Source organism: Pseudomonas sp. PI1 (genome assembly GCF_000812405.1).
GTDB classification, from domain to species: domain Bacteria; phylum Pseudomonadota; class Gammaproteobacteria; order Pseudomonadales; family Pseudomonadaceae; genus Pseudomonas; species Pseudomonas citronellolis.
Map to the genome: position 1 here is coordinate 41,310 of NZ_JWMC01000080.1, position 26,170 is coordinate 67,479.

General features: G+C 68.5%; 19 protein-coding genes and 2 tRNA genes. 13 read left to right on the forward strand and 8 right to left on the reverse strand.

The genetic code is table 11. The features are described from left to right. The first annotated feature begins 128 nt into the window (after positions 1–128). The 4 genes from RN02_RS25325 (at position 129) to RN02_RS25340 (ending at position 4,819) form a co-directional block, all read left to right on the forward strand. On the forward strand, positions 129–2,903 hold the full coding sequence (locus RN02_RS25325) for a response regulator (RefSeq protein WP_024128544.1): 2,775 nt from the start codon (positions 129–131) through the stop codon (positions 2,901–2,903). An 8-nt stretch (positions 2,904–2,911) separates the two neighbouring features. Next, a complete protein-coding gene (locus RN02_RS25330; RefSeq protein WP_043317768.1) occupies positions 2,912–3,901 on the forward strand; it encodes a 2-hydroxyacid dehydrogenase in 990 nt (329 codons plus the stop codon). Positions 3,902–3,980: 79 nt separating this feature from the next. Then, entirely contained in the window at positions 3,981–4,421 is a 441-nt protein-coding gene (locus tag RN02_RS25335) for a hypothetical protein (protein WP_043317770.1), read from the forward strand. After that, on the forward strand, positions 4,418–4,819 hold the full coding sequence (locus tag RN02_RS25340) for an META domain-containing protein (protein ID WP_009616877.1): 402 nt from the start codon (positions 4,418–4,420) through the stop codon (positions 4,817–4,819). The genes RN02_RS25335 and RN02_RS25340 overlap by 4 nt, the downstream gene beginning before the upstream one ends. A gap of 358 nt (positions 4,820–5,177) precedes the next feature. Here RN02_RS25340 and gcvT read toward each other — a convergent pair whose 3' ends face one another. From gcvT to dinB, 5 genes are all read right to left on the reverse strand, one after another. Beyond that, a complete protein-coding gene (gcvT, locus tag RN02_RS25345) occupies positions 5,178–6,290 on the reverse strand; it encodes a glycine cleavage system aminomethyltransferase GcvT (RefSeq protein WP_043317772.1) in 1,113 nt (370 codons plus the stop codon). Between the two features lie 93 nt (positions 6,291–6,383). Continuing rightward, a complete protein-coding gene (gene gcvP / locus RN02_RS25350) occupies positions 6,384–9,245 on the reverse strand; it encodes an aminomethyl-transferring glycine dehydrogenase (RefSeq protein ID WP_043317774.1) in 2,862 nt (953 codons plus the stop codon). Positions 9,246–9,259: 14 nt separating this feature from the next. After that, positions 9,260–9,637 carry a glycine cleavage system protein GcvH gene (gene gcvH / locus RN02_RS25355; protein WP_009616869.1) on the reverse strand — a complete coding sequence of 126 codons (378 nt, stop codon included), beginning with the start codon at positions 9,635–9,637 and terminating at the stop codon, positions 9,260–9,262. Between the two features lie 265 nt (positions 9,638–9,902). Next, positions 9,903–11,429: a sigma-54-dependent transcriptional regulator gene (locus RN02_RS25360; RefSeq protein ID WP_043317776.1), complete on the reverse strand. Its 1,527-nt coding sequence runs from the start codon at positions 11,427–11,429 to the stop codon at positions 9,903–9,905. 112 nt (positions 11,430–11,541) lie between these two features. Then, positions 11,542–12,669: a DNA polymerase IV gene (gene dinB, locus RN02_RS25365; RefSeq protein WP_257784552.1), complete on the reverse strand. Its 1,128-nt coding sequence runs from the start codon at positions 12,667–12,669 to the stop codon at positions 11,542–11,544. 147 nt (positions 12,670–12,816) lie between these two features. Between dinB and RN02_RS25370 the strand changes: the two genes are divergently transcribed. The 5 genes from RN02_RS25370 (at position 12,817) to RN02_RS25390 (ending at position 17,849) form a co-directional block, all read left to right on the forward strand. Then, positions 12,817–12,893: transfer RNA gene (locus RN02_RS25370), tRNA-Met, on the forward strand. A 116-nt stretch (positions 12,894–13,009) separates the two neighbouring features. Then, positions 13,010–13,086, forward strand: a tRNA-Met gene (locus RN02_RS25375). A 164-nt stretch (positions 13,087–13,250) separates the two neighbouring features. Then, positions 13,251–15,884: a bifunctional lysylphosphatidylglycerol flippase/synthetase MprF gene (mprF, locus tag RN02_RS25380; RefSeq protein WP_043317780.1), complete on the forward strand. Its 2,634-nt coding sequence runs from the start codon at positions 13,251–13,253 to the stop codon at positions 15,882–15,884. A gap of 1 nt (position 15,885) precedes the next feature. Beyond that, positions 15,886–17,166 (forward strand): virulence factor family protein, encoded by a 1,281-nt coding sequence (locus RN02_RS25385; protein ID WP_043317782.1) that lies wholly within the window; start codon positions 15,886–15,888, stop codon positions 17,164–17,166. Positions 17,167–17,285: 119 nt separating this feature from the next. Continuing rightward, positions 17,286–17,849, forward strand: coding sequence for a cytochrome b (locus RN02_RS25390; protein WP_043317784.1), 564 nt, complete (start codon positions 17,286–17,288; stop codon positions 17,847–17,849). Between the two features lie 251 nt (positions 17,850–18,100). Here the strand turns inward: RN02_RS25390 and RN02_RS25395 are convergent, their stop codons facing one another. Continuing rightward, positions 18,101–20,005, reverse strand: coding sequence for a potassium transporter Kup (locus RN02_RS25395; protein WP_043317786.1), 1,905 nt, complete (start codon positions 20,003–20,005; stop codon positions 18,101–18,103). A gap of 250 nt (positions 20,006–20,255) precedes the next feature. Here RN02_RS25395 and rimO point away from each other — a divergent pair, with 250 nt between their 5' ends. The 3 genes from rimO (at position 20,256) to tsaA (ending at position 23,194) form a co-directional block, all read left to right on the forward strand. Then, on the forward strand, positions 20,256–21,578 hold the full coding sequence (rimO, locus tag RN02_RS25400; RefSeq protein ID WP_009616861.1) for a 30S ribosomal protein S12 methylthiotransferase RimO: 1,323 nt from the start codon (positions 20,256–20,258) through the stop codon (positions 21,576–21,578). Positions 21,579–21,631: 53 nt separating this feature from the next. Beyond that, positions 21,632–22,093: a DUF1456 family protein gene (locus RN02_RS25405; protein ID WP_043271136.1), complete on the forward strand. Its 462-nt coding sequence runs from the start codon at positions 21,632–21,634 to the stop codon at positions 22,091–22,093. Between the two features lie 390 nt (positions 22,094–22,483). Beyond that, positions 22,484–23,194, forward strand: a complete 711-nt coding sequence (tsaA, locus tag RN02_RS25410; protein ID WP_043317788.1) for a tRNA (N6-threonylcarbamoyladenosine(37)-N6)-methyltransferase TrmO — start codon at positions 22,484–22,486, stop codon at positions 23,192–23,194. A 279-nt stretch (positions 23,195–23,473) separates the two neighbouring features. On the opposite strand, the gene fpr is transcribed toward tsaA, so the two are convergent. Beyond that, a complete protein-coding gene (gene fpr, locus RN02_RS25415; RefSeq protein WP_043317790.1) occupies positions 23,474–24,250 on the reverse strand; it encodes a ferredoxin-NADP reductase in 777 nt (258 codons plus the stop codon). A gap of 233 nt (positions 24,251–24,483) precedes the next feature. Here fpr and RN02_RS25420 point away from each other — a divergent pair, with 233 nt between their 5' ends. Next, the gene (locus tag RN02_RS25420; protein WP_009616855.1) at positions 24,484–25,410 is read left to right on the forward strand and encodes a LysR family transcriptional regulator; all 927 of its coding nucleotides are present in this window, start codon (positions 24,484–24,486) and stop codon (positions 25,408–25,410) included. Between the two features lie 314 nt (positions 25,411–25,724). On the opposite strand, the gene RN02_RS25425 is transcribed toward RN02_RS25420, so the two are convergent. Beyond that, on the reverse strand, positions 25,725–26,096 hold the full coding sequence (locus RN02_RS25425) for a diacylglycerol kinase (protein WP_009616854.1): 372 nt from the start codon (positions 26,094–26,096) through the stop codon (positions 25,725–25,727). Positions 26,097–26,170 lie beyond the last annotated feature (74 nt).

The following is a 26,170-nucleotide window of genomic DNA, read 5'->3' on the forward strand; positions in this document are numbered from 1 at the left end:
TTATTCGCGAACGACAAGTATTCATGACAGCGCCTGCCCAGGGCAAGCGCAGCCGTCCGGCGGTCAATGTTCGGGATTCCCGCCCGGCGACCCGCTAAACTGCCCCGAAACCGTTTGGGAGGACGCGCGTGTTCAAGGATCTCGGCATCAAGGGGCGGGTGCTGCTGCTCACCCTGCTGCCCACCAGCCTGCTGACGCTGGTGCTGGGCGGCTACTTCACCTGGGTGCAGCTGTCGGACATGCGCGTGCAACTGATCGAGCGCGGCCAACTGATCGCCGAACAGCTCGCTCCGCTGTCGGCCTCCGCGCTGGACCATGGCGACCTGCCGCTGCTGGAGCGGATCGCCAACGAGGCCCTGGACCAGCCCGACGTGCGCGCGGTGACCTTCCTCAATCCCGAGCGCGTGCGCCTGGTGCATGCCGGGCCGAGCATCCTCACCCCCATGCCCAGCGGCGACGGCAGCCACCTGAGCCTGGTCAGCAGCCTGGACACCACGCACTTCCTGCTGCCGGTGCTGGGCCGCCACCGCAGCCTGTCCAGCACCCCGGAAGAAGACGCCAACCGCCTGCTCGGCTGGGTCGAGCTGGAACTCTCGCACCACGGCACCCTGCTGCGCGGCTACCGCAGCCTGTTCACCAGCCTGCTGCTGATCGTCACCGGGCTGGTGGTCACCGCCCTGCTCTCCCTGCGCATGAGCCGCGCCATCAGCGCGCCCCTGGGGCAGATCGCCCAGGGCGTCGCGCAGCTCAAGGAAGGCCGCCTGGAAACCCGCCTGCCGGCCCTGGGCAGCCACGAGCTGGACGAGCTGGCCGCGGGCATCAACCGCATGGCCGAGGCGCTGCAGAGCGCCCAGGAAGAGATGCAGCACAACATCGACCAGGCCACCGAGGACGTGCGGCAGAACCTGGAGACCATCGAGATCCAGAACATCGAGCTGGACCTGGCGCGCAAGGAGGCCCTGGAGGCCAGCCGCATCAAGTCCGAGTTCCTGGCCAACATGAGCCACGAGATCCGCACCCCGCTCAACGGCATCATCGGCTTCACCAACCTGCTGCAGAAAAGCGACCTGACCGTGCGCCAGCAGGACTACCTGGGCACCATCCAGAAGTCCGCCGAGAGCCTGCTGGGGATCATCAGCGAGATCCTCGACTTCTCCAAGATCGAGGCCGGCAAGCTGATCCTCGAGAACATCCCGTTCAACCTCCGCGAGCTGGTCCAGGACACCCTCACCATCCTCGCCCCGGCCGCCCACGAGAAGCGCCTGGAGCTGGTCAGCCTGATCTACCGCGACACCCCGCTGAACCTGGTGGGCGACCCGCTGCGCCTGAAGCAGGTGCTGACCAACCTGGTGAGCAACGCCATCAAGTTCACCCACGAAGGCACCATCGCCGTGCGCGCCATGCTCGAGGACGAGAACGACGAGCGCGCGCAACTGCGCATCAGCGTGCGCGACACCGGCATCGGCCTGACCAACGCCGACCTGCGCGCGCTGTTCCAGGCCTTCAGCCAGGCCGACAACTCGCTGTCGCGGCAGGCCGGCGGCACCGGCCTGGGGCTGGTGATCTCCAAGCGCCTGATCGAGCAGATGGGCGGCGAGATAGGCGTGGACAGCAGCTCCGGCGAGGGCTCGGAATTCTGGATCAGCCTGAGCCTGCCCAAGGCCCGCGAGGACAGCGACGACAACCTGCCGGCGCCGCCCAGCGGCCACCACGTGGCGCTCTGCGAACCCCATGAGCTGACCCGCGCCGCGCTGCACCACCAGCTGGAGGACTGCGGCCTGGAAGTGCACGAGTTCGAGGACCTCGACGCCCTGCGCGCGGCCCTGGACAAGCCCGCCGACGCCGGCAGCGCGCCGATCGGGCTGGCGGTGCTCGGCGTCAACCTCGCCGACAGCCAGCCGGACGTGCTGCGCCAGACCATCCGCGACTTCGAGTTCAAGGGCTGCAAGACCCTGGTGCTCTGCCCCACCGTCGACCAGTCGCAGTACAACGCCGTGCTGCCCGAGGGTCAGGTGCAGAGCAAACCGGCCTGCACGCGCAAGCTGCAGCACGCCCTCGACCAGCTCCTGCACCTGCGCCCGGCGCGCCAGGACAAGCCCTCGCCGCGGGCCGAGCGCCAGGTGCCGCACCTGCTGTGTGTCGACGACAACCCGGCCAACCTGCTGCTGGTGCAGACGCTGCTTTGCGACCTGGGCGCGGAAGTCACCGCGGTGGACAACGGCCTGGCCGCGGTGGAAGCGGTGCAGCGCGAGCGCTTCGACCTGGTCTTCATGGACGTGCAGATGCCCGGCATGGACGGCCGCCAGGCCACCGAGGCGATCCGCCACTGGGAAGCCCAGCGCGAGGTCAGCCCGGTGCCCATAGTCGCCCTCACCGCCCACGCCCTGGCCAACGAGAAGCGCGCCCTGCTGCAGGGCGGCATGGACGACTACCTGACCAAGCCCATCGACGAGCGCCAACTGGCCCAGGTGGTGCTCAAGTGGACCGGCCTGGCCCTGGCCGGCCGCGGCGTGGCGGCCCAGGGCGCGCGCTTCGCCGCCGACGGCCTGGCCGTGCTCGACCCCGAGGAAGGCCTGCGCCTGGCCGCCGGCAAGGCCGACCTGGCCGCCGACATGCTGGCCATGCTGCTCGCCTCCCTGGCCGCCGATCGCCAGGCCATCCGCCTGGCCCGCGAGCGCAACGACCGCGCCACCCTGATCGAGCGCGTGCACCGCCTGCACGGCGCCACCCGCTACTGCGGCGTGCCGCAACTGCGCGGCGCCTGCCAGCGCGCGGAAACCCTGCTCAAGCAGAACGACCCGCAGGCCGGCGCCGCGCTGGAGGACCTGGACCACGCCATCGGCGAACTGACCCGCGCCACCGAAAGCCACACCGGGCAGCGCACGCCCCACGACACCCATTGAGGCCGGCCATGCGCATCATCCTGTTCAGCAGCCAGAACTACGACCGCGAGAGCTTCCTCGCCGCCAACCCCGGGCACGGCTTCGAACTGCATTTCCAGCAGAGCCCGCTGCGCCCGGACACCGCCGCCCTGGCCATGGGCTTCGAGGTGGTCTGCCCGTTCGTCAACGACGACCTCTCGCGGCCGGTGCTGGAGCAACTGGCGGCCGGCGGCACGCGGCTGATCGCCCTGCGCTCGGCCGGCTACAACCACGTCGACCTGGCCGCCGCCCACGCCCTGGGCCTGACCGTGGTGCGGGTGCCGGCCTACTCGCCGCACGCGGTGGCCGAGCACGCCGTGGGGCTGGTCCTGGCCCTGTGCCGGCACCTGCACCGCGCCTACAACCGCACCCGCGAAGGCGACTTCTCGCTGCACGGCCTGACCGGCTTCGACCTGCACGGCAAGACCGTCGGCGTGGTCGGTAGCGGCCAGATCGGCCAGGTGTTCGCGCAGATCATGCGTGGCTTCGGCTGCCAGGTGCTGGCCTACGATCCCTACCCCAACCCGGCCATCGAGGCCCTCGGCGGGCGTTTCGTCGGCCTTGACCAACTGCTGGCCGAGTCCGACATCATCAGCCTGCACTGCCCGCTCAACGACGCCACCCGCCACCTGGTCAACGCCGACAGCCTGCAGCGCATGAAGCGCGGCGCCATGCTGATCAACACCGGCCGCGGCGCCCTGGTGGACACCCCGGCGCTGATCGAGGCGCTCAAGAGCGGCCAACTGGGCTACCTGGGGCTGGACGTCTACGAGGAGGAAGCGGAAATCTTCTTCGCCGACCGCTCCGACCTGCCGCTGCAGGACGACGTGCTGGCGCGCCTGCTGACCTTTCCCAACGTGATCATCACCGCGCACCAGGCCTTCCTCACCCGCGAGGCGCTGGCGGCCATCGCCGGGACTACGCTGGACAACATCGGCGCCTGGCGCCAAGGTGCCCCTGTCAACCTCGTCGCCCCCTGAGCCCCGGGGCCGTGGCCACGCCGCCACGGTCGCGAGTCCGGGCCACTTCCCCTACTATGGGCGGACTTTCGGAGGACCCATGGCTCAACACGATTTCCGCTACAACCTGCTCAACCCACAACACACGCTGAACGAATGCCGCGCGCTCGGGCCGGGCCTCTACCAGGTCACCGGCAACGGTGGCTCGATCCAGAACGGCGACACCCTGCTGGTCAGCCTCAAGGGCAGCCGCGACCTGAGCATGACGCTGACGGTGGACAAGGTGCGCCACCTGATCAACCCGCCGGGGCAATGGACCGCGGTGGCCAAGGGCCCGGTGTTCAAGGAACTGTCGATCCTCAACTGGCAGGTCAAGTGCGACGGCTGCGGGACCATGCTGGACTTCGAGTTCGCCGTCGACGCCAGCCTCGGCAAGCCCGCCCATGCCCCCGCCGCCATCGCGCGCATCGCCGAACTGGGCTGGACGGTGGACGGCGACCGCCACCTCTGCCCCGCCTGCCAGGCCTGGGGGAACCCATGAACAAGACGCTGACGACCCTGCTTGGCGCCCTGCTGCTGGCCGGCTGCGCCCAGCACCCGACGGAACCCGAAAGCGACCAGGCCTACCGCGTGGAATGGATCGGCAAGCGCCCGCTGGTGGGCCGCAGCCACGTCAGCCTGACCTTCGACGGCCAGGGCCGCGCCTTCGGCAACGCCGGCTGCAACCACTGGTTCGCCAGCTACCAGCTGGACGGCGAAACCCTGAGCTTCGGCCAACCCGGCAGCACCCGAAGGATGTGCGCGCCGGCGCTGATGGAGCAGGAGCAGCGGTTCTTCCAGGCGCTGGGCGAAGTGCAGCGCTGGGAAATAACAGACAAGGGCGAACTGCGCCTGCTCTCGGCCGACAGCCGCGTGCTGCGGATGTGGCCGGAGGATTGAGGCGCCCAGCGGCTCTTCGTAGGATCGAGGGGGACGCCTAGTTCTTGCTCGCGAACGAGGCTCATTCTTGGCTTTGATGCTTTGGATTGACTCCGCGCCCTCTCCCCAGCCCTCTCCCTGAAGGGAGAGGGGGCTTTGTCCGTGCCGAGAGAGGGTATGGCTCCAGTCGGAAACCAACGGTGCTGCCGGCTGACTCCAAACTGCCCGAACACACCGAACGGTCCCCTCTCCCTTCAGGGAGAGGGTTAGGGAGAGGGTGCTCTCAGGCCTGGCGCCGAAGTCCCCGGAAGCCTCGTTCGCGAGCAAGCTCGCTCCTACGAAAACCACCAGCAGCGTAGGACTCCGTCCGTGATGCTCTTCAGCCGCGGTAATACCGCTGCGGCACGAACGGCGTGCGCGCCACCTTCATCGGCACGCGCTTGCCGCGCACCATGGCGAAGACTTCGCTGTCCAGCGCCGCATGGGCGCTGGCCACGTAGCCCATGGCCACCGGCGCGCCCAGGCTCGGGCCGAAGCCGCCGCTGCTGACCTTGCCGATCACCGCGCCTTGCGCATCGACGATCTCCGCCCCTTCACGCACCGGCACGCGCTCCTGCGGCAGCAGGCCGACGCGCTTGCTCGGCACGCCTTCGCGCTGCTGGGCGAAGATGCGCTCGGCGCCGGGGAAGCCACCGGCGCGCTCGCCATCGGCGCGGCGCACCTTGGAGATGGCCCAGCCCAGGCTCGCTTCCACCGGGGTGGTGGCGCTGTCCATGTCGTGGCCATACAGGCACAGGCCGGCTTCCAGGCGCAGCGAGTCGCGCGCGCCAAGGCCGATCGGCTGCACTTCTTCCTCGGCCAGCAGCGCGCGGGCCAGGGCTTCGGCCTGGGCCACGGGCACGGAAATCTCGTAGCCGTCCTCGCCGGTGTAGCCGGAGCGGCTGACGTTGCATTGCGCGCCCAGCAGCTCGACGCTCGCCACCTGCATGAAGGTCAGGTCCTTCACCGCCGGGGCGAAGCGCGCCAGCACCTCGACCGCGGCCGGGCCTTGCAGGGCCAGCAGGGCGTGGCTGTCGAACAGCGACTCGATCTCGCAGCGCGCGCCGATGTGTTGGCGCAGGTGCGCCAGGTCCTGGTCCTTGCAGGCGGCGTTGACCACCAGGAACAGGTGGTCGCCGGCGTTGGCCACCATCAGGTCGTCGAGGATGCCGCCCTCGGCGTTGGTGAACAGCGTGTAGCGCTGCTGGCCAAGCGGCAGGTCGAGGATGTCCACCGGCACCAGGCTTTCCAGCGCAGCCGCGGCGTCGGCGCCGCGCAGGCGCAGCTGGCCCATGTGCGACACGTCGAACAGGCCGGCCCGGGCGCGGGTGTGCAGGTGCTCCTTGAGCACGCCCAGCGGATATTGCACCGGCATCTCGTAGCCGGCGAAGGGAACCATCTTCGCACCCAGTTCCAGGTGCAGGTCGTACAGCGGCGTCTTGGCGAGGCTCATGGCGTCTCCTTGGCGAAAAAAAGGCCGCGCCGGCGCATCCGGCGCCCACCGCGGCCACGGCGCCCGCAGGAGCGGGCACAGGGACTTAAGGGTTCACGCGTCCTGGTAGTCGGCGATCGACGGGCAGGAGCAGGCCAGGTTGCGGTCGCCGTAGACGTTGTCCACACGGCCCACCGGCGGCCAGTACTTGCCGTCCACCAGGCTCGCCAGCGGGTACACCGCCTGCTCGCGGCTGTAGGGGTGCGACCACTCGCCGACCAGCTCCGCCGCGGTGTGCGGGGCGTTCTTCAGCGGGTTGTCGTCCTTGTCCAGCTCGCCGCGTTCCACCGCGCGGATTTCCTCGCGGATGCGGATCATGGCGTCGCAGAAGCGGTCCAGCTCCTCTTTCGACTCGCTCTCGGTGGGCTCCACCATCAGCGTGCCGGCCACCGGGAAGGACATGGTCGGGGCGTGGAAGCCGAAGTCGATCAGGCGCTTGGCCACGTCGTCGACGTTGATCCCGCTGGTTTCCTTGAGCGGGCGCAGGTCGAGGATGCACTCGTGGGCCACCAGGCCGTTCTCACCGGTATAGAGCACCGGGTAGTGCTCTTCCAGGCGGCGGGCGATGTAGTTGGCGCCGAGGATGGCCGCCTGGGACGCGCGCTTGAGACCGGCGCCGCCCATCATGCGGATGTACATCCAGGTGATCGGCAGGATGCTGGCGCTGCCGAAGGGCGCCGCGCTGACCGCGCCCTGCTTGCGCTCCAGCTGCTCGCCGTGACCGGGCAGGAAGGGCGCCAGGTGCGCCTTCACGCCGATCGGGCCGACGCCCGGGCCGCCGCCGCCGTGGGGGATGCAGAAGGTCTTGTGCAGGTTCAGGTGCGAGACGTCGCCGCCGAACCTGCCCGGTGCGCACAGGCCGACCATGGCGTTCATGTTGGCGCCGTCGATGTACACCTGGCCGCCGTTGTCGTGGACGATGGCGCAGATGTCGCGCACCGCTTCCTCGAACACGCCGTGGGTCGACGGGTAGGTGATCATGATCGCCGCCAGGCGCTCGCGGTGTTCCTCGGCCTTGGCCTTGAGGTCGGCCAGGTCGACGTTGCCGCGCGCGTCGCAGGCGGTGACCACCACGCGCAGGCCGGCCATCTGGGCGGTGGCCGGGTTGGTGCCGTGGGCCGAGGACGGGATCAGGCAGATGTCGCGGTGCCCTTCGCCACGGCTGGCGTGGTAGGCGCGGATGGCCAGCAGGCCGGCGTACTCGCCCTGGGAGCCGGCGTTGGGCTGCAGCGACACGGCGTCGTAGCCGGTGGCGGCGCAGAGCATGGCCTCCAGTTCCGCGGTCATGGCCCGGTAGCCTGCGGCCTGCTCGGCCGGGGCGAAGGGATGCAGGTTGCCGAACTCGGCCCAGGTGATCGGGATCATCTCGCTGGCGGCGTTCAGCTTCATGGTGCAGGAGCCCAGCGGGATCATGCTGCGGTCCAGCGCCAGGTCCTTGTCGGCCAGCTTGCGCAGGTAGCGCATCAGCTCGGTTTCCGAGTGGTAGCGGTTGAACACTTCGTGGCGCAGGAAGGCCGAGGTGCGCAGCAGCGCTTGCGGCAGCTGGTCGCCGACACTGGCGGCCAGGGCGGCGAAGTCCGGCAGCGCCTGGCCGGCGGCGAACACCGCCCACAGGGCTTCGACGGCGGCCTGCTCGCAGGTCTCGTCGAGTGAGACGCCGACGCGGCCGTCGTCGATCACCCGCAGGTTGAGGCCGGCGGCCTGGGCGGCGGCGTGGACTTCGGCGGCCGGGCGCGCGGTGGCGACGCTCAGGGTGTCGAAGAAGTATTCCTGCTCGACCTTGTGGCCCAGCTGCGCCAGGCCGGCGGCGAGGATGGCGGTCAGCCGGTGCACGCGCCGGGCGATGTCGCTCAGGCCCTGCGGGCCATGGTAGACCGCGTACATGCTGGCGATGTTGGCCAGCAGCACCTGGGCGGTGCAGATGTTGCTGGTGGCCTTCTCGCGGCGGATGTGCTGCTCGCGGGTCTGCATGGCCAGGCGCAGCGCCGGGTTGCCGAAGCGGTCGATGGAGATGCCGACCAGGCGGCCGGGCATGTCACGCTTGAAGGCGTCGCGGGTGGCGAAGTAGGCCGCGTGCGGGCCGCCGAAGCCCAGCGGCACGCCGAAGCGCTGGGCGCTGCCCAGGACCACGTCGGCGCCGAATTCGCCCGGCGGGGTGAGCAGGGTCAGCGCCAGCAGGTCGGCGGCTACGCCCACCAGGGTGCCGGCGGCGTGGGCGCGCTCGATCAGCTCGCGGTAGTCGATGACCGCGCCGGTGCTGGCCGGGTATTGCAGCAGCACGCCGAAGTAGGCGGAAAAGTCCTGCAGCGCGGCTTCGTCGCCGACCACCACTTCGATGCCCAGCGGCTCGGCGCGGGTGCGCAGCACGTCGAGGGTCTGCGGGTGGCAGTGCGCGGAGGCGAAGAAGGCCTGGGCGGCCTTGTTCTTCGACAGGCGCTTGCAGAAGGTCATGGCCTCGGCGGCGGCGGTGGCTTCGTCCAGCAGCGAGGCGTTGGCGATCTGCATGCCGGTGAGGTCGCCGATCAGCGTCTGGAAGTTCAGCAGCGCTTCCAGGCGGCCCTGGGAGATTTCCGGCTGGTAGGGCGTGTAGGCGGTGTACCAGGCCGGGTTTTCCAGGAGGTTGCGCAGGATCGGCGCCGGGGTGTGGCAGGGGTAGTAGCCTTGGCCGATGTGGTTGCGCAGCAACTGGTTCTGCGCGGCGATGGCGCGCAGGTCGGCCAGGGCCTGGGCCTCGCCCTGCCCCGCGCTGCCGTCGAGCACGCTGGTGCCCTTGATGCTGTTGGGGATGACGCTGTCGGTCAGGGCGTCGAGGCTGGCGTAGCCGACCAGCTCGAGCATGGCCTGGGTGTCGGCCTCGCGCGGGCCGATGTGGCGGGCGATGAATTCGTTGCGGGTGCTCAGTTGGACCTTGCTCATGCGGGCTCCCCGGTTCAGGCGCGGGCGGACAGGTAGGCTTCGTAGCCGGCCTGGTCCATCAGGGTGTCGAGGGCGGCGGCGTCATCCAGGCGGATGCGGAAGAACCAGCCGTCGGCCAGCGGCGCCTGGTTGACCAGCTCCGGGCCGTCGACCAGCGCGGGGTTGACCTCGGTGACCTCGCCGGCCAGCGGCATGACGATGTTGCTGGCGGCCTTCACCGACTCCAGCACCGCCACTTCGGCGCCCTGCTCATGGCGGCCGAGCTCCGGCAGCTGGACGTAGACCACGTCGCCCAGGGCCTCCTGGGCATAGTCGGTGACGCCGACGGTCACTTCGCCGGAAGCTTCGAGGCGCAGCCATTCATGGTCGGGTGTGAAGCGCAGGGTGGTCATGGGTCGTCCTCTTGGTCTCGAATCGAGCCGTCGGGTGGCTCGCGATTTTTCCCGGCACGAGAGCAAGGGTGATGCCAAAACCAACAAAACACTTATAAATCAATTAGTTGATTAATATAACCGCCAGGTACGATCCAGCCTTTGGAACGAAATCATTCCACAAAAACCAACCAGTCTCCTGGCCTTTAGCGCATCAGGGCCCCGGCTGGCGCGGCCGCCGCCAAATGGAACGAAAACGCTCCACCGGAGCGAAATCGTTCCACTCTCAGCGCTCGCCGATCCCGTACTTGCGCAGGCGCTGGCCGATGGCGGTGTGCGAGGTGCGCAGCCGCGCGGCCAGCTGGCGCGTCGAGGGGTAGGCCGCGTAGAGCCGTTGCAGCAGCGACTTCTCGAACTGCTGCACGGCTTCCTCCAGGCTGGTGACCTCCTCGTCGGCGGCCTGGCGGGTGTCCAGCTCGGTGCCGGCCACTTCCAGGTCCTCGACGCCGATCACCTCGCCCTCGCCGATGGCCGCGGCGCGGAAGATCTTGTTCTGCAACTGGCGCACGTTGCCGGCCCAGCGGTTGCCCAGCAGCAGCGGGTGGGTTTCCGGCGCCAGGCGGCAGGGCGGGCGCTGGATCTGCGTGCAGGCCAGGCGCAGGAAGTGCTCGGCCAGCAGCAGGATGTCCTGGCCGCGCTCGCGCAGCGGCGGCACCTGCAGGTTGAGCACGTTGAGGCGGTAGTAGAGGTCTTCGCGGAAGCTGCCCTCGCCGACCATCTTCGCCAGGTTGCGGTGGGTGGCGCAGAGCACCCGCACGTTCACCCGCACCTCGCGCTCGCCGCCGATGCGGCGGAAGCAGCCGTCGCTGAGGAAGCGCAGCAGCTTGGCCTGCAGGTAGGGCGACATCTCGCCCACTTCGTCGAGGAACACCGTGCCGCGGTCGGCCAGCTCCAGCAGGCCCGGCTTGCCGCCGCGCTGGGCGCCGGTGAAGGCGCCGGAGGCATAGCCGAACAGCTCGCTCTCGGCCAGGCTTTCCGGCAGCGCCGCGCAGTTCAGCGCCAGGAAGGGTTCCTCGCGGCGTGCGCTCAGGGCATGGCAGGCGCGCGCCACCAGTTCCTTGCCGGTGCCGGTCTCGCCCTGGATCAGCAGCGGCGCGTCCAGCCCGGCGACCTTGCGCACCCGCGCCTTGAGTTGCATCAACGGAGCGGAACGGCCGATCAGGCCCTGCAGGCCCTCGGCGTGGTCGTGGTGCAGCAGCGACAGACGTTCGCCGATGCGGCTCGGCGGGTAGAGCGTCAGCAGGCCGCCGTCCAGCGCATCTCCGGTGCCGCGGATCGGCGTGGCGTCCAGCAGCAGCGGCTGGCCACCGAGGCTGACCTCGTGCATCGGCAGGCGGAAGCCCTTCTCCACCAGGTGCTCGGCCAGGCCCGGTTCGTCGAACAGGGTGGACAGCGACTCGCCGGCCGGCTGGCGGCCGCACAGGTCGATGAGCCGCGGATTGGCCAGCAGCACCCGGGCCTGGGCGTCCACCGCCAGAACCGGGTCGCCCATGGCCGCCAGCAGCGCGTCCAGGTGCAGGCTGCGGCGCTGGCCGGGGAGCATGTCGACGATCTGCACCGAGAGCACGCCGCGCACCCGCAGCAGCGCGCCGTGCAGTTCGTGGAGCACTTCCTGGCGCAGCTCGGGGGCATCTATATAGACGTTCGGCGGCACCATCTCCACCGCGTCCAGGTTCAGGTTGCGCGCACCCAGCAGCGCCAGGACTTCCTGGGTGATGCCGACGCGGTCGGTGAAGGTGACGTGGATTCGCATGCTCGGGGCCCTGGCTACGCGCTGCGCATGATCGGGCTTTTACCCAACGCCGGCAACGCTCAGAACCCGTTGACGCAGTTATGCCGACGCGCAGCAGATCGTAGGCAGGTTCTCAGAACAGGCTGAGTTGCTCGGCCCTGCCACGCAGGTCTTCCAGGCGCACGCCCACGCCGATCAGCCGCACCGGCCGCTCGCCACGCTGGAAGGCCTGGGCCAGCAGCAGCCGGTAGCTGTCCAGGTCGCGGCTGGCGTTGGCCTGCTCCAGGGTGGTCTGGGTGAAGTCGTGGAACTTCAGCTTGACGAAGGGCTTGCCCGGCCGGTAGCTGGCGTCCAGGCGCTGCATGCGCCGCTGCAGTTCGTCGAGCAGGCCGGGCAGCTCGGCCAGGCAGGCGTCGACGTCGGGCAGGTCGCGGTCGAAGGTGTTCTCCACGCTGATCGACTGGCGCCGGCTATCCACCTGCACCGGGCGCTCGTCGATGCCGCGGGCGAGGTTCCACAGGCGCTCGCCGAAACCGCCGAACTCGCGCACCAGCGCCAGGCGCGACCAGTCGCGCAGTTGCCGGCAGTCCTGTACGCCCAGGCGCGCCAGCTTCTCGGCGGTGACCTTGCCCACGCCGTGGAGCTTCTTCACCGGCAGCGCGGCGACGAAATCCTCGACCTGATCCGGGGTGATGACGAACTGCCCGTTGGGCTTGCGCCAGTCGCTGGCGATCTTGGCCAGGAACTTGTTCGGCGCCACCCCGGCGGACACCGTGATGCCCAGCGACGACCAGACGCGCCGGCGGATGTCCTGGGCGATCAGCGTGGCGCTGCCGGAAAACTGCTGGCAGTCGCTGACGTCGAGGTAGGCCTCGTCCAGGGACAGCGGCTCGATGAGGTCGGTGTAGTCGCGGAAGATCCCGTGGATTTCCCGCGACACGCCTTTATAGACGTCCATGCGCGGGCGCACGATGGTCAGGTCCGGGCACAGCTTCACCGCGGTGCGCATGGCCATGGCCGAGTGCAGGCCGTAGACGCGTGCCTCGTAGTTGCAGGTGGCGACCACCCCGCGCTTGTCCGGCGAGCCGCCCACGGCCAGCGGCTTGCCCGCAAGGCTCGGGTCGTCGCGCATCTCGATGGCGGCGTAGAAGCAATCGCAATCGATGTGGATGATCTTTCGCTGCCGGGAACTCAACGCGGAACCTGCTCGGAGGGGATAGCGCCGGAACTCGGAGGAGATGCCCCGTCCGTTCCTGCGCATTAGCTGAAGGCATCCATGGTAATGCAAAACGGCGCGAACGCCTGCGCCGCCCGCCCGCTGCGGCCCCGCTTCGCTAAGCATCTGAAGAAAAACCAGTTTTTCTGAAAAAACGGTTGACAGGGTAGCCGTCCTGAGTAGAATGGCCGCCGCGGGATGGAGCAGTCTGGTAGCTCGTCGGGCTCATAACCCGAAGGTCGTTGGTTCAAATCCAGCTCCCGCAACCAGACACAAGAAAAAGGCCACTCTTCGGAGTGGCCTTTTTCGTTTGCGCTCAATTTAAATAATTGATCGGAAAGCAGAAATCGATTGACAGGGTGCTCATCCCGAGTAGAATGGCCGGCGCGGGATGGAGCAGTCTGGTAGCTCGTCGGGCTCATAACCCGAAGGTCGTTGGTTCAAATCCAGCTCCCGCAACCAACATAGAAAAAAGCCACTCTGCGGAGTGGCTTTTTTCGTTACAGCGGAAAAAGACCGAGCCTGATCCAGGCCGCGGCCCCCATAATTGCAGTCATTTGTTCCCATGGACTTGGGAATTCGCGCGGGTGCCCCCACCTGTCGCGCAACAGCCATTGAGGTGCCCGATGCGCGTCGACTCCACCGCGCCTGAGACTCCGGAAACTGCCAGCGCCCCTTCCCGCCCCCGCCTGATCGAACGGCTCGGCGCCCACCGCCAGGCCATCGGCGTCGGCGTCACCCTGTTGCTGTTCGCCCTGGCGCTGGTGGCCTGCTACCACCTGCTGCGCGACATCGATCCCTATTCCCTGCACGACGCCCTGCTGGACATCCCCGGCAACGCCCTGCTCGGCGCCCTGGCCGCCACCGTGGCCGGCTTCGTCTGCCTGCTCGGCTACGAATGGTCGGCCACCCGCTTCGCCGGGGTGAAGCTGCCGCTGCCGACGCTGCTCACCGGCGGCTTCAGCGCCTTCGCCATCGGCAACGCGGTGGGCCTGTCGATGCTCTCCGGCGGCTCGGTGCGCTACCGCCTGTATGCCCGCGCCGGGCTGAACGCCATGGAAGTGGCGCGCATGACGCTGTTCGCCAGCCTGTCCCTGGGCTGCGCGCTGCCGGTGCTGGCGGCCATGGCCGCGCTCAGCGACCTGCCCGACGCGGCCCTGGCGCTACGCCTGCCGCAGTGGCTGGTAGCGGTCCTGGCGGTAGCCATCCTGGCCTTCTGCGTGCTGCTGGTGATCGGCATGGAGCGGCGCCGCGAGGCGGAACAGCCGTCGCCGGACAGCCAGCTGATCCGCATCGGCCGCCGCTCGGTGCGCCTGCCGGGCCTGCGCCTGTCGCTGCTGCAACTGCTGATCACCGCGCTGGACGTGGCCGCCGCCGCCACCGTGCTCTACCTGCTGCTGCCCGAGGCGCCGCCGTTCGGCGCCTTCCTGCTGGTCTACATGATCGCCCTGGCCGCCGGCGTGCTCAGCCACGTGCCCGGCGGCGTCGGGGTGTTCGAGGCGATCCTGCTGGCGGCCTTCTCCGGGCAGATCGGCGCCGCGCCGCTGGCCGCCGCGCTGCTGATGTACCGCCTCATCTATGTGGTGCTGCCGCTGCTGCTGGCCTGCCTGCTGCTGCTGGTGGTCGAGGCGCGGCGCATGCTCCTGGCGCGCCAGGCCATGCGCGTGGCCTCCGGCCTGGCCGCGCCGGTGCTGGCGGTGCTGGTGTTCATTTCCGGCATCGTCCTGCTGTTTTCCGGCGCCACCCCGTCCATCGACACCCGCCTGGAGGAGCTGGACTTCCTGGTCCCGCACCGCCTGGTGGACGCTTCGCACTTCGCCGCCAGCCTGATCGGCGTGCTCTGCCTGCTGCTGGCCCAGGGCCTGCGCCGGCGCCTGTCGGCGGCCTGGGCGATCACCCTGGTGCTGCTGCTCAGCGGCGCGGTGCTGTCGCTGCTCAAGGGCGTGGACTGGGAGGAAGCATCGATCCTCGGCGTCACCGCCCTGCTCCTGGCGATCTTCCGCCGCTCCTTCTACCGCCGCAGCCGGCTGATGGCAGTGCCCTTCTCGCCGCTGTACCTGGCCGCCGCCGGCTGCGTACTGGCCAGCTCCATCTGGCTGTTCCTCTTCGCCTACCAGGACGTGCCCTACAGCCACGAGCTGTGGTGGCAGTTCGCCCTCGATGCCGACGCCCCGCGCGGCCTACGCGCCCTGCTGGGCAGCTGCCTGCTGCTGGCCGCAGTGGGCCTGACCTGGCTGCTGCGCACCTCGCCGCCAGCGATCCACGAGCCAACGCCCGAGGAACTGGACCGCGCCGCCGCCATCCTCGCCCGCTCCGAGCAGCCCGACGGCGGCCTGGCGCTGTCCGGCGACAAGGCCCTGCTGTTCCACCCGAGCCAGGACGCCTTCCTCATGTACGCCCGCCGCGGCCGCAGCCTGGTGGCGCTGTACGACCCCATCGGCCCGACCCAGGCCCGCGCCGAGCTGATCTGGCAGTTCCGCGACCTCTGCGACCTGCACCACGCGCGCCCGGTGTTCTACCAGGTGCGCGCGGAGAACCTGCCGTTCTACATGGACATCGGCCTGACCGCCCTCAAGCTCGGCGAGGAAGCGCGCGTGGACCTGCAGCGCTTCGACCTGGAAGCCAAGGGCAAGGACATGAAGGACCTGCGCTACACCTGGAACCGCGGCCAGCGCGACGGCCTGGCCATCGAGTTCCACGAGGCCGGGCAGGCGCCGCTGGACGAGCTGCGGGCGATTTCCGACGCCTGGCTGGGCGGCAAGGCCACCCGCGAGAAGGGCTTCTCCCTGGGCCGCTTCACCCCCGAGTACCTGCGCTACTTCCGCGTCGCCGTGGTGCGCCACCAGGGCCGCGCGGTGGCCTTCGTCAACCTGCTGGAAACCGCCAGCCACGGGCTGGCCAGCCTGGACCTGATGCGCGTGGTGCCGGACGCGCCGAAGATGACCATGGAATTCCTCATGCTCGGCCTGATCCTGCACTACAAGGAGCACGGCTACGCCCGCTTCAGCCTCGGCATGGTGCCGCTCTCGGGGCTGCAGCCGCGCCGCGGCGCGCCGCTGGCCCAGCGCCTGGGCGCGCTGGTGTTCCACCGCGGCGAACAGTTCTACAACTTCCAGGGGCTGCGTCGCTTCAAGGACAAGTTCCAGCCCGACTGGGAACCCCGCTACCTGGCCGTGCCCGCCGGACTGGATCCGCTGGTGGCGCTGGCCGATACCGCCGCCCTGATCGCGGGCGGCCTGTCCGGACTGGTGAAACGCTGATATGTCGAAACGTCGCTGGCGCCTGTTGGCCATCGTCCTGCTGCTGATAATCGCCGCTGCCGCCGCAGCCGTGGCGCTGTGGTTCCACCCGCTGTCCCAGGCGCGCCTGGAGCACGGCAAGCTGCCCGACGGCAGCCCGGTGAGCCTGGCCATTCCCGCCCGCCATCCAACTGCCACCGTGCTGCTGGCGGTGCCCCAGGACAACAAGCTGGACGACGCCCAGCTGCTGGCCCTGGCCCGCGACAACGGCGCGCGGGTGGTGCAGTTCCTCTTCCCGGACAACGACTGCGTGGCCCAGCAGCACCGCGTGCAGGCCGCGCTGAACCTGCTCGACGCCCAGCCCACCCTGGTCGCCGGCGTGCACCAGGGCGGCGCCTGGGCCTGGCGCTGGCTGGCCGGGCAGAACAGCGACAAGGCCAAGGCCCTGTCGGTCGGCTTCGCCCTCGACAAGCCCGACTGCGCCGCGCCCAAGCTGCCGCAGAGCGCGCCCCACGGCCACTGGACCGCGGCCTGGAACGACAACCCGGACGACGGGACCGCGCGCTTCGCCCGCACCCAGCAGAACGCCGAGACCGTCATCGCCAACTACTACGACAGCCTGCCGGTGGTCCTCGACGACCAGCTCAAGCGCCTGATCCAGGGCAGCGGCGACGACTTCCCGGTGGTCGAGGTGCCGGCCGCCAAGCCGTCGCCCACCGTCACCCTGTTCTATTCCGGCGACGGCGGCTGGCGCGACCTGGACCGCGACGTCGCCGGGCAGATGGCCGAGCTGGGCTACCCGGTGGTGGGCATCGACGCGCTGCGCTACTTCTGGGAGCACAAGAGCCCCGAGCAGAGCGCCGCCGACCTCGCCCTGCTGATGCAGCACTACCGCGAGAAATGGGGCGCCACCCACTTCGTGCTGGCCGGCTACTCCTTCGGCGCCGACGTGCTGCCGGCCATCTACAACCGCCTGCCCGAGGCCGACAAGCAGCAGGTCAGCGCCGTGCTGCTGCTGGCCCTGGCGCGCAGCGGGAGCTTCGAGATCGAAGTGCAGGGCTGGCTGGGCAAGGCCGGCCAGGAAGCCGCCACCGGCCCGGAACTGGCGCGCATGCCCGGGCCCAAGGTGCTCTGCGTGTACGGCATCGACGAGAAGGACGAGAGCGGCTGCACCCAGCCCCAGGCCATCGGCGAGAACCTCGAACTGCCCGGCGGCCATCACTTCGACGAGAACTACCCGGCCCTGGCCAAGCGCCTGGTGAACGCCATCCGCGCGCGCCAGGTGCCGCCGAACGAGTCCTGAGCCGAAGGCTGGCTTACACTTCAGGCATTGGCTGCGTCTTCAGCCGGGCTTCAGGCTGCGGACGCAAGCTGCCCCGACCCGCCGCCACGAGCGGGACAGCCTGAAGAGAAGGAGTTTCCATGAGCCAGCCCCCCTACCCGCGCCGCTACGGCAGCCTGTCCATCGCCCTGCACTGGCTGATGCTGGTGCTGATCGCCGGCGTCTACGCCTGTATCGAACTCAAGAGCAACTACCCCAAGGGCAGCGACACCCGCGCCCTGCTAAGCCAGTGGCACTTCATGCTCGGCCTGAGCGTGTTCTGCCTGGTCTGGCTGCGCCTGATCGGCCGTTTCATCTACCCCACCCCGCCGATCGTGCCCGCCCCGCCGGCCTGGCAGATGCTGCTGGCCAAGACCGTGCACGTGGCGCTCTACGCGATGATGATCGGCCTGCCGCTGGCCGGCTGGACCATCCTCAGCGCCGCCGGCAAGCCGATCCCCTTCTGGGGCCTGCAACTGCCGCCGCTGGTGGCGGAGAACCCGGACCTGGCCAAGCAGGTCAAGGCAGTCCACGAGACCGTCGGCAACATCGGCTACTTCCTGATCGGCCTGCACGCCGTCGCCGCGCTGTTCCACCACTTCATCAGCCGCGACAACACCCTGGTGCGCATGCTGCCCGGCGCCGGCGAGGCGCGGCCGGAGTAACCGCGCCATCCCGTACCTGCGCGCGAATCGCGGACGGAGCCCCGTAGGATGGGTTGAGCCTGCGAAACCCATGTGGTTGCGGTGATGGGTATCGCTTTGCTCAACACCATCCTACGAAAAGCCATGCATCCTGGAACCGTAGGAGCGGACTCCGTCCGCGATCGGCCGATCCCATGCACGGTCGATTGGCGAGGCCCCCAGAAACGAAAAAGCGCGCCCTCAGGCGCGCTTCGTCTTCCCGATAAAGCCGGTCAGATCTCCACCTGCGTCCCCAGCTCGATCACCCGGTTCAGCGGCAGGTTGAAGTAGCGCAGGTTGCCGTTGGCGTTCTTCAGCAGGAAGGCGAACAGCCCCTCGCGCCAGCGCGCCATGCCGATGCGCCGGGACGGGATGACCGTCTCGCGGCTGAGGAAGTAGGTAGTGCGCATGGGGCTGAAGTCCAGCTCGTTGAGGTGGCAGTACTTCAGCGCCGCCGGGATGTCCGGGTCCTCCATGAAGCCGAAGTGCAGCAGCACGCGGAAGAAGCCCTCGCCATAGGCGTCCACCTCGAAGCGGCGGTCGGTGGCGACCCGCGGGCTGTCTTCGTTGACCACCGTGAGCAGCACCACCTGCTCGTGCAGCACCTGGTTGTGCAGCAGGTTGTGCAACAGCGCGTGGGGCACGGCGTCGGAGCGCGCGGTGAGGAACACGGCGGTGCCCTGCACGCGGTGCGGCGGCTGCGAGCGGATGCTGGCGATGAACAGCGGCAGCGGCAGCGAGCCTTCGTCCAGGCGCTCCACCAGCAGCTGGCGGCCGCGCTTCCAGGTGGTCATCAGGATGAACAGGGCGATACCGGCCACCACCGGGAAGGCGCCGCCCTGCACCACCTTCGGCAGGTTGGCCGAGAAGAACAGCACGTCCACCAGCAGCATCATGCAGAAGAACGGAATGGCCAGCCACAGCGGCCACTTCCAGTGCAGCCAGAGCACCACGCCCATCAGCAGGGTGGTCACCAGCATGGTCCCGGTCACCGCCACGCCGTAGGCCGAGGCCAGCGCCGCGGACGACTCGAAGCCCAGCACCAGCAGCACCACGCCGACCATCAGCGCCCAGTTCACCCCGGCGATGTAGACCTGCCCCTGCTCCTGGCTGGAGGTGTGCTGCACGAACATGCGCGGCACGAAGCCCAGCTGGATGGCCTGGCGGGTCAGCGAGAAGGCCCCGGAAATCACCGCCTGGGAGGCGATCACCGTAGCCACGGTGGACAGCGCCACCATCGGCAGCAGCGCCCAGGACGGCGCCAGCAGGTAGAAGGGGTTGCGCGCGGCTTCCGGGTTGTAGAGGATCATCGCGCCCTGGCCGAAGTAGTTCAGCACCAGGCCCGGCAGTACCAGGGCGAACCAGGCGCGGGAAATCGGCTTGCGGCCGAAGTGGCCCATGTCCGCGTACAACGCCTCGGCGCCGGTCAGCGCCAGCACGGTGGCGCCGAGGATGGCCACGCCGATGCCCGGGTGGACGATGAAGAAGTTCGCCGCCCAGTAGGGGTTCATCGCGTTCAGCACCACCGGGTGCTGGTAGATGCCGTACAGGCCGAGCGCGCCCAGCACCACGAACCAGATCACCATCACCGGGCCGAACAGGATGCCGATGCGCGCCGTGCCATGGCGCTGGATGAGGAACAGGCCGACCAGCACGATCAGCGCCAGCGGCACCACCCAGTGCTCCAGGCCGTCGAAGGCGATCTCCAGGCCCTCGATCGCCGAGAGCACCGAGATCGCCGGGGTGATCATGCTGTCGCCATAGAACAGCGAGGCGCCGAACAGGCCCAGCACCACCAGTACCGAGCTCAGCCGCGGATAGTCGTGGGCGGCGCGGCGCGCCAGCGCGGTCAGCGCCATCACCCCGCCCTCGCCCTGGTTGTCGGCGCGCAGGACGAAGATCACGTACTTGATCGAGACCACCCAGACCAGCGACCAGAAGATCAGCGAGAGGATGCCGAGGATGGCGTCGTGCCCCACCTGCACGCCGTAGCCGCCGACGAAGACTTCCTTGAGCGTGTACAGCGGGCTGGTGCCGATGTCGCCGTAGCAGACGCCCACCGCGGCCACCATCATGCCCAGGGCGGAGCTTGAATGGTTTTCCTGCTGCTCCGCGGTTCCAGCGCTGGCGTTGGACATGTAACAAAATTCCTCTAGGAAAAATTCGGCGCATCCTGCGCCGACGGGCCCGGCGATGCAAGAGCCGCGAAAGCTTGACCTGAGTGACTATAGAAGGTGTTTGCCGCCCTTACCCTGTGCCTGCCGGCGCTTTCGCCGGCCGCTGCGGCAGCTTGTCTCACGGAGGCTGGTCAAGCGCGTGGGACGCCGCTAGAATTGCGCACTTTTTGATCAGAGGCGCCGCCAGCGCGCCCTTAGAGGTTAGCCGCCCATGTCCACCGCAACGCCCAAAGTCGGTTTCGTCAGCCTCGGTTGCCCCAAGGCAACGGTCGACTCCGAACGCATCCTCACCCAGCTGCGCATGGAGGGCTACGAGATCGTGCCCACCTACGAGGACGCCGACGTCGTTGTGGTGAACACCTGCGGCTTCATCGACAGCGCCAAGGCCGAATCCCTGGACGCCATCGGCGAGGCCATCGCCGAGAACGGCAAGGTCATCGTCACCGGCTGCATGGGCGTGGCCGAGGACAGCATCCGTGACGTGCACCCCAGCGTGCTGGCGGTCACCGGTCCGCAGCAGTACGAGCAGGTGGTCAGCGCCGTGCACGAGGTGGTGCCGCCCAAGGCCGAGCACAACCCGCTGATCGACCTGGTGCCGCCGCAGGGCATCAAGCTCACCCCGCGCCACTACGCCTACCTGAAGATTTCCGAGGGCTGCAACCACAGCTGCAGCTTCTGCATCATCCCGTCGATGCGCGGCAAGCTGGTCAGCCGCCCGGTGGGCGACGTGCTCAGCGAGGCCCAGCGCCTGGTCAAGGCCGGCGTCAAGGAACTGCTGGTGATCTCCCAGGACACCAGCGCCTACGGCGTGGACCTGAAGTACAAGCTGGACTTCTGGGACGGCCAGCCGGTGAAGACGCGCATGCTGGAGCTGTGCGAAGCGCTGTCGAGCATGGGCGTGTGGGTGCGCCTGCACTACGTCTACCCCTACCCCAACGTCGACGACGTGATCCCGCTGATGGCCCAGGGCAAGCTGCTGCCCTACCTGGACATCCCCTTCCAGCACGCCAGCCCGAAAGTGCTCAAGTCCATGAAGCGCCCGGCCTTCGAGGACAAGACCCTGGCGCGCATCAAGAAGTGGCGCGAGCTCTGCCCCGAGCTGACCATCCGCTCGACCTTCATCGTCGGCTTCCCCGGCGAGACCGAGGAAGACTTCCAGTACCTGCTCGACTGGCTGACCGAGGCCCAGCTCGACCGTGTCGGCTGCTTCCAGTACTCCCCGGTGGAAGGCGCCCCGGCCAACGACCTGGGCCTGGAGCCGGTGCCCGATGACGTCAAGCAGGAGCGCTGGGAGCGCTTCATGGCGCACCAGCAGGCGATTTCCGCCGCGCGCCTGCAACTGAAGGTGGGCAAGGAAATCGAAGTGCTGATCGACGAAGTGGACGCCGAAGGCGCCGTGGGCCGCTCCTGGGCCGACGCCCCGGAGATCGACGGCGCCGTCTACATCGATACCTTCGACGTGAAGCCGGGCGACAAGGTGCGCGTGCGCATCACCGACGCCGACGAGTACGATCTCTGGGCCGAGCTGGCCTGAGTCGCCGAAAGCCCCGCCTTGCGGGGCTTTTTCTTTCAACCGGGACACTACCGATGCTCAACAACGACATCCTGCGCAGCCTGCGCTACAGCCTCGACATCGCCGACCGCGAGGTCGCCGCCATCGCCGGCCTGGCCGGATTGGCGCTGGACGAGGCCGAAGTCGCCGCGCTGCTGGCCCGCGAGGACGAACCCGGCTACCGCGAGTGCCCGGACGAAGTGCTGGCGCGCTTTCTCGACGGCCTGATCATCCACCGCCGCGGCCGCGACGACAGCCGGCCGCTGCCACCGCTGGAACTGCCGCTGACCAACAACCTGGTGTTGAAGAAGTTGCGGGTGGCCTTCGAACTACGCGACCACGACCTGCTGGCGATCCTCGACGACGCCGGGCTGGTGATGACCAAGGGGGAACTCAACGCGCTGTTCCGCGCCCCCGGCCACAGTAACTACCGTCCCTGTGGCGACCAGTTGCTGCGCAATTTCCTCAAGGGCCTGGTCCGGCGCGACAGGCGCTGAGCCGCGGGCGGCCATGCCCTGGGCCTGGCTGCCCACGCACTTGTCTTGCGCCGAGGCGCTCTTCGTAGGATGGGTTGAGCTTGCGAAACCCATGCGGTCGTGGCGATGGGTATCGCTTCGCTCAACACCATCCTACGAAAAGCCGTGCTTCCCTGGAGGCGTAGGAGCGGACTTCGTCCGCGATTGGGTTCACCGACCACGCCAGCCCCCCGGTGGCACGAACGGCTCCCTCTCTCCCTCCGGGAGAGGACTGGGGTGAGGAACGAAACCAGACCTGGACACCTTCTACGGCTGGCTGTTGCTGCGCAGGCGCCGGCGATGACGCAAGCGGCGGGGTTTGCAGTGCCGATCGGGTAACATGGCGGCCCCCTGCTCCATGCGCGTGCCGCCATGTCCTACTCCGTCTCCCCCATCGGCTACATCCGTTCCTGCTTCAAGGAGAAGTTCGCCATCCCGCGCCAACCGCAGCTGGCCCCGGCGGCGCGGGGCGTGCTGGAGCTGCTGCCGCCGTTCGACGGCGGCGAGGCGGTGGAGGGCCTGGAGCAGGTCAGCCACGTCTGGCTGCTGTTCCTCTTCCACCAGGCCCTGGAAGACAAGCCACGGATCAAGGTGCGCCCGCCGCGCCTGGGCGGCAACCGCTCCCTGGGCGTGTTCGCCACCCGCGCCACGCACCGGCCCAACGGCATCGGCCAGTCGGTGGTGCGCCTGGAGAAGGTCGAGCCCGGGCGCCTGTGGCTGTCCGGCATCGACCTGCTGGACGGCACCCCGGTGCTCGACATCAAGCCCTACGTGCCCTATGCCGACGCCGTGGCCGACGCGCGCAACGGCATCGCCGAGGCGCCACCGGCGCCGATCCCGGTGCAGTGGAGCGACACCGCCCTGGCCCAGGCCCGCGAGCAGGCCCTGCGTCTGGGCGAGCCGGTGGTCGAGCTGGTCGAACAGTGCCTGGCCCAGGACCCGCGCCCGGCCTACCAGCAACCCACCCCGGAACGCCGCTACGGCGCGCGGCTGTGGGACCTGGACGTGCATTGGCATTACCCCGAGGCAGGGGTGATCCGGGTACTGGATGTGCAACCCGCGCTTCGCCGCCTCACCCCGTAGGTTCCAGGAAGCACGGCTTTTCGTAGGATGGTGTTGAGCGAAGCGATACCCATCGCCACGACCGCATGGGTTTCGCAAGCTCAACCCATCCTACGAAGAGCACCTAGGCGCAAGACAGTTGCTCCTACGGTTCAGGGAAGCACGGTCGTAAGCGGATTCATCCGCGATTGGATTTACCGGCCACGCCGGCCCCTACGCACTCCTACGCACGGCATTTCCCCATGTCCGCCATGAACGAAAAAGCCCGCCGGGTGGCGGGCTCCTTCAATTGCGGGCAGCTTACTTCTCGACGAAGGCGCGCTCGATCAGGTAGTCGCCCGGCTCGCCCATGCGCGGGGAGATCTGCAGGCCGAAGCCGTTCAGCACTTCGCTGGTCTCGTCCAGCATGCTCGGGCTGCCGCAGATCATGGCGCGGTCGTCCTGCGGGTTCATCGGCGGCAGGCCGATGTCGGCGAACAGCTTGCCGCTGCGCATCAGGTCGGTCTGGCGGCCCATGTTGCGGAACTCTTCACGGGTGACCAGGGGGTAATAGATCAGCTTCTCTTTGACCATGTCGCCGAAGTACTCGTGCTCCGGCAGGACCTTGGTGATGAAGTCGGAGTAGGCCAGCTCGCTGACCCAGCGCACGCCGTGGACCAGGATGACCTTGTCGAACTTCTCGTAGACTTCCGGGTCCTGGATCACGCTCAGGAACGGCGCCATGCCGGTGCCGGTGCTCAGCAGGTACAGGTGTTTGCCGGGCTTGAGGTCGTCCAGCACCAGGGTGCCGGTGGGCTTGCGGCTGACCATCAGCTCGTCGCCTTCCTTCAGATGCTGCAGGCGCGAGGTCAGCGGGCCGTCCGGGACCTTGATGCTGAAGAACTCCAGGTGCTCCTCGTAGTTCGGGCTGGCGATGGAGTAGGCGCGCATCAGCGGGCGGCCGTTGACCTCCAGGCCGATCATCACGAACTGGCCGGTCTTGAAGCGCAGGCCCGGGTTACGGGTGGTCTTGAAGCTGAAGAGGGTGTCGTTCCAGTGGTGCACGCTGAGAACGCGCTCGGTGTACAGGTTGCTCATCAAGGACTCCTAGAGATTCGTGGCGCACCCCAGCAGATCCCGGACGTAGCGCGATTGCGCGACATTTTATAGGGGGCGAGAATATCCGCAAAATAAATTATCTGGATATTGCTAATCCAAAACGCAGATAAGGGACGCCTGGCGGCCAGCGCGCGCCAGCTTACGCCCCCTGCCGCCCCGCCTGGGGCGACCGAATGTCGCGCCCCTCGCCCGCCACGGAGCCAGCCGAACCGATGAAATTCACCCTGCGCCAGATGGAAGTCTTCGTCGCCGTGGCCCAGCAGGAAAGCGTGTCGCGCGCCGCCGAAGCGCTGTCGCTGTCGCAGTCGGCCACCAGCACGGCCCTGGGCGAACTGGAGCGGCAGTTCGACTGCAAGCTGTTCGACCGCGCCGGCAAGCGCCTGACGCTGAACGCCCTGGGCCGCCAGTTGCTGCCCCAGGCGGTGGCGCTGCTGGATCGCGGCAGCGAGATCGAGACGCTGCTCAACGGCAAGAGCGCCTTCGGCTCCCTGGACCTGGGCGCCACCCTGACCATCGGCAACTACCTGGCCACCCTGCTGATCGGCACCTTCATGCAGCGCCAGCCGGACTGCCGGGTGCGCCTGCACGTGCACAACACCGCCCACGTGGTGCAGCGCATCGCCCACTACGAGCTGGACCTGGGCCTGATCGAGGGCGACTGCCAGCACCCGGACATCGAGGTGCAGCCGTGGATGGAGGACGAGCTGGTGGTGTTCTGCGCGCCGCAGCACCCGCTGGCCAACGCCGGGCCGGTGGACCTGCATCGGCTCAGCAGCGAGGCCTGGATCCTCCGTGAGCAGGGCTCGGGCACCCGCCTGACCTTCGACCAGGCCATGCGCCATCACATCGAGCCGCTGAACATCCGCCTGGAGCTGGAGCACACCGAGGCGATCAAGCGCGCCGTGGAGTCGGGCCTGGGCATCGGCTGCATCTCGCGCCTGGCCCTGCGCGACGCCTTCCGCCGCGGCAGCCTGGTGCCGGTGGACACCCCGCAACTGGACCTGCGCCGGCAGTTCTACTTCATCTGGCACCGGCAGAAGTACCAGACCGCGACCATGCGCGAATTCCTCGACCTGTGCCGCAGCGAGACGGCGGGCATCAGCCGCAGCGACGAGATCGTGCTGCCGATGATTCCCTGAGGCGGTCTTGTCGACCACGCCGGGACGCTCTTCGTAGGATGGGTTGAGCCTGCGAAACCCATGCTGCCGTGGTGATGGGTATCGCTTCGCTCAACCCATCCTACGACGGCATTTCTTCGCACCTTGCAGAGCGTAGGGCGGATAACGTTCGACGTTATCCGCCGTTTGGCCTTGGCTTCAGGCGCGCTCCGGGTTTGGCCACGAAGTGCCTGTTTCAGGGCACTCCGGGCTCGACCAAGGAGCCGGGCACGAGGTCGGTGTAGCGGCGTATGACCGCGAACGGTCATACGCCCTACGCGCCTGCTCCCATGGGCTCAGCCCAGCAGGATCACCGCCCAGGTCACGGTGATGATGCTCAGCGCGACGAACTGCGCGGCGCTGCCCATGTCCTTGGCGTTCTTCGACAGCGGGTGGCGCTCCAGGGAGACGCGGTCGACCACCGCTTCCACCGCCGAGTTGAGCAGCTCGACGATCAGCGCCAGCAGGCACACGGCGATCATCAGCGCGCGCTCGCCGCGGCTGACGTCGCAGAAGAACGCCAGCGGGACGAGGATGACGTTGATCAGCACCAGTTGGCGGAAGGCCGCCTCGCCACGGAAGGCGGCGACGAAACCGGCCATGGAGTAGCCGGCGGCGTTGAGGATGCGCTTCAGGCCGGTCTGGCCCTTGAAGGGGGAAGAAGTCACGAAGGGCTCTCTGCGAAAAAAGACGCGGCACTCTAAACCAGGTGCCGTAGGAAAGTGTGAAACCGAGGTCACCG